Below are 6,358 nucleotides of genomic sequence, written 5' to 3' on the forward strand. Positions count from 1 at the left end.
AACCCGAGGCGAGTGACTGAATCAGGGTTTGCCCTGATGGCACAAGGCCTCGAAGCGGTGTCGGGCATACCACCATGCGAGGGTGCCCGCCGCCAGATTGGCCAGCAGTATCCCCAGATATATCCCCTGTTCTCCTCCCAGCTTTGCCCCCAGCCAGGCTCCTGGCAACAGAAAACCAAACAGCCGCAATCCGTTGAACAAAAACGAGATACTGGATGCTCGCACGCCATTGAGTGCCGAGGCCAGCAGCATCACCATGCCCTGAAAGCCGTAACCGATCGGCACCAGATGCAGATAGAGAATAATGAGGCGGATGACCTGTGGATGATCGCTGAACAGGTTGGCGATGAGTGGCGCCAGTAGCCAGGTCAGGCCATAGATGGCGAGCTGGAAAAGCAACGCAAAACTCATGCAGCTCTGCAGTGCAGCTTTGGCGCGGGCCGGATTGCCGGCGCCACAGTTTTGCGAGATGAAGGGGGCCAGTACGGAGGCAAGGGCCATCATCACAATCAGCAGCAGCGCCTCAACCCGCGACGCGGCGCCGTAAGCGGCCACCACCTCGGTACCCAGTCCTGCAAAGATCGTCATCAGCACCGCATTGGCCAGGGGGTTGAGCATATTGGTAAAAGAGGCGGGGACGGCGACATGGAGTAACGCCCGCCAGTGGGTCAGCAACCGGGCCCGCGGCGAGAGGCGCCACAGCAGCAAGCCCTCCCGATGACGCAGGATATAGAGGCTGACCAGCATCGCCATCAACCAGGAGATAGAAGTCGCGATGGCGGCCCCGCGGATCCCCCATTCGGGAAAGGGGCCGATGCCGAAGATCAACAGAGGATCCAGCACCCCGTTGACCAACCCGGCTACTGCCATCACCAGACTGGGGGTTTTGGTATCGCCGGTCGCCCGTATGGCGGCATTGCCCACCATGGGCAGCACCAGCATGGGGACGGTGAGATACCAGATCAGCATGTAGTCATGGATGAGGGAGATAAGCTCGGCACTGGCCCCCAGCAGAGTAAACAGAGGCTTGATGGTGAGAGCGCCCCCCGCGGAGAGCAGGGCCACCATGATCACCGCCAGAAACAGACTGTCGGTGGCGAGATGGGCCGCCTCATCGTGTTTGCCCTGCCCCAGGGTATGACCGATCACCGCAGACAATCCGGCGCCCAATCCCATCGCCAGCGACGTAACCACAAAAGTGACAGGAAAGGTAAAACTGATGGCGGCCAGAGCTTCGGTGCCCAGCATACCGATAAAAAAGGTATCGACCAGATTAAAGGCCAGAATGGCGATGATGCCGAAGATCATGGGGCCCGTCATCTGGCGCAGTACGACCGGAATAGGGGCTGTCAACATGGGGTTGGTGCGGGTCAAGGGCTCGTCTCTACAGCTGGCTTTGAAGGTTCTGGCATGGAAACCGGGCGGCTTGAACCGACCTTGCACCAGAGTGCGGACATGGCTGAACCATCGAAGATGTTTATAGTACGTGAAAAAATTTTTTTTGTATTTGCCCTTGAAGGGTTAGCAACTCTGCCCCACATCAGGGACATATCTAATTTGGCCTGGAACGGCCATTCCTCAAAGCAACAATGAGACTCATTTTGGGAGAGTTATCGATGAAAATTCGTCCACTGCACGACCGCGTCATCATCAAGCGCATCGAAGCTGAAGCCAAATCTGCCGGCGGTATCGTCTTGACTGGTACTGCGGCCCAGAAGTCCACCCGTGGTGAAGTGCTTGCCGTGGGGACTGGTCGCATCCTGGATAATGGCGAAGTCAAAGCGCTGGCCGTGAAGGTTGGTGACAAGGTTATCTTCAACGAAGGCTACGGTGTGAAGACCGAGAAGCTGGATGGTCAGGACGTCCTGATCCTCTCCGAAACCGACATCCTGGCGATTGTCGAAGAGTAATCCATCCTCCTTTTCCCCGAATTGATTTAAGGATTGAAGAAAAATGGCAGCTAAAGACGTTAAGTTTGGTAACGAAGCCCGCATCAAGATGCTGGAAGGCGTAAACATCCTGGCTGATGCCGTCAAGGTGACTCTGGGCCCGAAAGGCCGCAACGTGGTGCTGGATAAGTCCTTCGGCGCCCCGACCATCACTAAAGATGGTGTGTCTGTTGCGCGCGAAATCGAGCTGGAAGACAAGTTCCAGAACATGGGCGCCCAGATGGTCAAGGAAGTGGCTTCCAAGGCGAACGATGCCGCCGGTGACGGTACCACTACTGCAACCGTTCTGGCTCAGGCTATCGTCAACGAAGGTCTGAAAGCCGTTGCCGCCGGTATGAACCCGATGGATCTGAAGCGCGGTATCGACAAGGCCGTTGTGGCTGCTGTTGCCGAGCTGCAAGCGCTGTCCCAGCCGTGCGCTGACAGCAATGCCATTGCTCAGGTGGGCACCATCTCCGCCAACTCCGACGAGAAAGTGGGCAAGCTGATTGCCGAAGCCATGGACAAAGTGGGTCGCGATGGCGTCATCACCGTTGAAGATGGTCAGGGTCTGGAAGATGAGCTGGCAGTTGTTGAAGGTATGCAGTTCGACCGCGGCTACCTGTCCCCCTACTTCATCAACAAGCAAGAGACCGGTTCTGTTGAACTGGACGACCCGTTCATCCTGCTGGTTGACAAGAAAGTCTCCAACATCCGCGAAATGCTGCCGGTGCTGGAAGGCGTTGCCAAAGCTGGCAAGCCGCTGCTGATTGTTGCTGAAGACGTAGAAGGCGAAGCCCTGGCGACTCTGGTGGTTAACACCATGCGCGGTATCGTCAAAGTGGCTGCCGTCAAGGCGCCTGGCTTCGGTGACCGTCGCAAGGCCATGCTGCAGGATATCGCTGTACTGACTGGCGGTACCGTCATCTCCGAAGAAGTTGGCATGGAGTTGGAAAAAGCGACTCTGGAAGATCTGGGTCGTGCCAAGCGCATCGTCATCACCAAAGAGAACACCACCATCATCGATGGCGTGGGTGATGCCGGTGTGATCGAAGGCCGTGTTGCCCAGATCCGTCAGCAGATCGAAGAGACCTCTTCCGACTACGATCGTGAGAAGCTGCAAGAGCGCGTAGCCAAGCTGGCTGGCGGTGTTGCCGTGATCAAGGTTGGCGCAGCCACCGAAGTCGAGATGAAAGAGAAGAAAGCACGCGTTGAAGATGCCCTGCACGCTACCCGCGCCGCTGTTGAAGAAGGCGTGGTTGCCGGTGGTGGTGTTGCGCTGGTTCGCGTTGCTGCCAAACTGGCGGGTCTGCGCGGTGACAACGAAGACCAGAACGTCGGTATCAAGGTTGCCCTGCGAGCCATGGAAGCCCCGCTGCGTCAAATCGTCATCAACGCCGGTGAAGAAGCCTCCGTCATCGCCAACGCGGTGAAGAATGGTGAAGGCAACTTCGGTTACAACGCTTACACCGAGCAGTATGGCGACATGCTGACCATGGGTATCCTGGATCCGACCAAGGTCACCCGCTCTGCCCTGCAGTTCGCCTCTTCTATCGCCGGCCTTATGATCACCACCGAGTGCATGGTGACCGAGCTGCCGAAGAAAGATGCTCCAGCCATGCCTGATATGGGTGGCATGGGTGGCATGGGCATGATGTAATCATCATCCCGGCTCTGTTTGAGAAACGGCTCGCCTTGGCGGGCCGTTTTTTTATATCTGACTAAACTGAGTCTGTTGATAGCAGAAAAGTGTAAGGGGGAAAGATGAAGGTGCTTGGATGGATAACTCTGCTGTTTGCATTGATTGCCATGCCGCTTGTGGCTGCCGAGGCCCTCAAGGGGCCTGTGATCTTGAAAGTAAGCGGCAATATCAGCTCCCCAGATGAGGTGGACGGCAAAGTGCTTTTTGACTTGGCCACGCTGCAGGCGTTGCCGCAATATGAGATAGTCACCAGCAACCCTTGGGTTGATAAACCTCACAAGTACAGAGGGCCCAAGGTGGCGGATGTGCTGGCCGCAGTGGGGGCTAATGGCAAGAGCATAACCCTGACAGCATTGAACAGTTTCCAGATCCGCATCAATTGGGACAAAGTTGCCAAGTATAACCCTATTCTTGCTTGGGAAGATGACGGGGTAGCCATGAGGGTCCGTGACAAGGGGCCGCTCTGGTTTATGTTGCCTCTTGATCAATATCCGGAGCTGAAGCGCTCTGAATATACCGACATGATGATTTGGCAGCTGGATCTGATAGATATTCAACACTGATAAAAGAGTCACGGGAGCACGGGGTGAAAGGAAAGACTAGGGCGTGGCCACTGCTCGTCATTCTGTATGTATCCATCCTGTCGTTTACCGGGAGCACCCTTTATTGTCTGGTTCAGCTCCAGAATGCGACCAGAGCGATGGAGAAATATACCTATGATGTCTCCTGGGCGCTGATGCAGCTGCAGCTCGAGTTGGGGCGTTTCCTCAGTGCTGTAGAGGTCTACCATTATGGTGGAATAGAGCACAATGACCTGATGTTGCGCTATGACATTCTTTGGAGCAGAACCCCCATCCTGTTGAGCGGTCAGTTGCGTAAAAGCATGCAGGATAAGCAGAAAACCTTGCGCTTGGTGCAACTGATTGAAAACAACATTCGCGATATAGAGCCTGTCATTACCAAGCTGCAGAGCGGAGACTCTGTCTACCAGCAAATAATGATGCGCCTAGCCCCCTTGCAGGAACCTTTATCCTATGCACTAGCTTCCGTTATGCAGAAGAACATCAACATCTACTCAGAGAATGATCGCCATTTTGGTCAATTGCGTAATGCTCTGCTGTTGATGGTGTCTGGGTTGGTTATCTCGGTTTTACTCCTTAGCTCGCTTCTTGTATATGAAGCTCGACGTCACTTTAGGGCAGCAAGGCGTGACCCGTTGACGGGTCTCTCCAATCGGGTGGCATTGCTGGAACGGATGGAGCTCTGTGCCACTCAGGAGGTGCCTTTCGGATTGGTATTGGTCGATATCAACGACTTCAGAGATATCAACAGCAAGTTTGGTTATGACGCGGGCGATTTTTTGCTCAGTGAATTGGCCAGACGGATCAGATTGCTCTGTGAAGAAGGGGAGTGGAGTGGTCGGTTGGGTGGCGATCAATTTGCCATTATCCAGCGTGGTAGCAGCGATCTGCGTCAGGTCAGGGAGCTGGTAGCGCGACTGCTGCACGTTCTGAAGCAAGATATCGTCTATGATAACTATCCCTTCCGGCTCGAGGTGGGGATCGGGATTGCCTTCTATCCGATGGACAGCGATAAAACACAGGAGTTATTGAGTCGTGCGGAACAGGCTCTGTTCCATAGCCGCAAGACCCATGTCCCCTATGTGATTTACGATAACTCCTTGCTCAACGAGACGGCGCGGCGCAAGCATTTGGCCTCGGACATGATCATGGCGCTGGAACACAATGCGTTGGAACTCTATTACCAACCCATCGTCAATCTCGAGAGTGGTCGTTGTGAAGCTGTCGAGGCACTGCTGCGCTGGCGGCATCCGGAGCTGGGCTTTATTCCGCCAAACGAAGTGATCATGGTGGCTGAGGAGTTCCAGCTTGCAGAGCGTCTGGGTGGCTGGGTGTTGAACACCGCTTGCGAGCAGCTTTATCAGTGGCATCAGTTGGGTATGGTCGACCTGCAGATGTGCGTGAATGTCTCGCCGGGCATGTACCAGCGCAATTTGCTCAAATTGGTGGCCAAGGCATTGATGGAGCACCACCTGCCAGCCAGCAGTCTGGTTTTGGAGGTCACTGAAGATACCACCATGCGCGAAGTGAAGAATTCGCTGCAACTGATGCAGGATCTCAATCAACAGGGTGTGTTGCTGGCATTAGACGATTTTGGGACTGGTTATTCATCTTTGAGTTATCTGCAAAAGCTACCTGTGAGCAAGGTGAAGATTGACCGCTCCTTCATACAGGGCATTGATACTTCCATGGAGGCATCCGAGCTGGTCGCCAATATTTGCCGGATGGGATCCATGTTGGGCAAGAGTCTGGTTTGTGAAGGGATTGAGACTCAGGCCCAGCTTGATGTACTGCGATCCCTGACCGATATCCACTTGTATGGACAGGGCTATCTGTTCAGCCGGCCAGAACAGGCGGAGAAAATCTATCAAACTTTGCTGGAGATGGAGGAGCTTTGGCTGGCGCGTCAACAATCGGAAATGGCTTATATGAGTTAAGAAGAGGCTTGCCTGTCATCTGCCTCCATAATGTGTGATTTAGCTCGAATTTTCTTCTTGTTGTTTGTTGTTTGAACGGTTGTGCGGTCTTATCAAAAAAATATGCAAATTACCCTTGCCAGAAAGAATCGGCTCCCTATAATGCGCCTCCATCGACAGGGCAAGCGGCAACGCAAACAACCTCGTCGATAACCTCGAAAAGCCTTTGAA

5 protein-coding genes are annotated in these 6,358 nt (G+C 54.5%); 4 read left to right on the top strand and 1 reads right to left on the bottom strand.

Annotated elements, in window-relative coordinates; translation table 11 throughout:
• Positions 1 to 21 precede the first annotated feature (21 nt).
• Entirely contained in the window at positions 22 to 1,356 is a 1,335-nt protein-coding gene (locus G5287_RS19870; RefSeq protein WP_231720294.1) for an MATE family efflux transporter, read from the bottom strand.
• 260 nt (positions 1,357 to 1,616) lie between these two features.
• Between G5287_RS19870 and G5287_RS19875 the strand changes: the two genes are divergently transcribed.
• The 4 genes from G5287_RS19875 to G5287_RS19890 all read left to right on the top strand — a co-directional run bounded on the left by G5287_RS19875 (position 1,617) and on the right by G5287_RS19890 (position 6,148).
• Positions 1,617 to 1,910, top strand: coding sequence for a co-chaperone GroES (locus G5287_RS19875; protein ID WP_005340573.1), 294 nt, complete (start codon positions 1,617 to 1,619; stop codon positions 1,908 to 1,910).
• A 43-nt stretch (positions 1,911 to 1,953) separates the two neighbouring features.
• Positions 1,954 to 3,588 carry a chaperonin GroEL gene (gene groL / locus G5287_RS19880; RefSeq protein WP_005341224.1) on the top strand — a complete coding sequence of 545 codons (1,635 nt, stop codon included), beginning with the start codon at positions 1,954 to 1,956 and terminating at the stop codon, positions 3,586 to 3,588.
• A 104-nt stretch (positions 3,589 to 3,692) separates the two neighbouring features.
• Positions 3,693 to 4,193, top strand: a complete 501-nt coding sequence (locus G5287_RS19885; protein ID WP_216952894.1) for a molybdopterin-binding oxidoreductase — start codon at positions 3,693 to 3,695, stop codon at positions 4,191 to 4,193.
• Between the two features lie 23 nt (positions 4,194 to 4,216).
• Complete coding sequence (locus G5287_RS19890; RefSeq protein WP_227341942.1) at positions 4,217 to 6,148, top strand: putative bifunctional diguanylate cyclase/phosphodiesterase; 1,932 nt, start codon at positions 4,217 to 4,219, stop codon at positions 6,146 to 6,148.
• Positions 6,149 to 6,358 lie beyond the last annotated feature (210 nt).

Source organism: Aeromonas sp. 603079 (genome assembly GCF_049172135.1).
In the GTDB taxonomy this organism is placed as follows: domain Bacteria; phylum Pseudomonadota; class Gammaproteobacteria; order Enterobacterales; family Aeromonadaceae; genus Aeromonas; species Aeromonas veronii.

Bases quoted from the DNA above. Each gene is read 5' to 3' on its own strand.
- G5287_RS19870 (WP_231720294.1), bottom strand. From the start codon at position 1,356: ATGTTGACAGCCCCTATTCCGGTCGTACTGCGCCAGATGACGGGCCCC.
- G5287_RS19875 (WP_005340573.1), top strand. From the start codon at position 1,617: ATGAAAATTCGTCCACTGCACGACCGCGTCATCATCAAGCGCATCGAA.
- G5287_RS19885 (WP_216952894.1), top strand. From the start codon at position 3,693: ATGAAGGTGCTTGGATGGATAACTCTGCTGTTTGCATTGATTGCCATG.
- groL (WP_005341224.1), top strand. From the start codon at position 1,954: ATGGCAGCTAAAGACGTTAAGTTTGGTAACGAAGCCCGCATCAAGATG.